Source organism: Pseudomonas persica, from assembly GCF_900291015.1.
In the GTDB taxonomy this organism is placed as follows: domain Bacteria; phylum Pseudomonadota; class Gammaproteobacteria; order Pseudomonadales; family Pseudomonadaceae; genus Aquipseudomonas.
Map to the genome: position 1 here is coordinate 1 of NZ_OLKL01000280.1, position 248 is coordinate 248.

1 protein-coding gene is annotated in these 248 nt (G+C 59.3%); it reads right to left on the reverse strand.

Annotated elements, in window-relative coordinates; all coding sequences use genetic code 11:
* A partial coding sequence (locus tag FQ664_RS26580) for a response regulator (RefSeq protein ID WP_144175964.1) occupies window positions 1-248 on the reverse strand: 248 nt, incomplete at both ends.

A 248-nucleotide genomic window follows, 5' to 3' on the forward strand; every position in this document is an offset into this window, starting at 1 on the left:
CCGTTGAACTCGGGCATGGCGAAATCGCTCAGTAGCAGGTCGATCTGCTCATCCAGCAAGGCCAAAGCCTGTTCGCCACTGTGCGCCTGGCGTACCTGGTAGCCGTACTGGCGCAACACATCACCAAGCATGTCGCGTACCAGATGGTCGTCATCCACCAGCAGCACGGTGCGATTACAACCGCTTTCGCTAGTCGAGTGGCTGAGCAGCGACGGCATCGGTTCGTTGACGGCTTCACCCTTGACTGC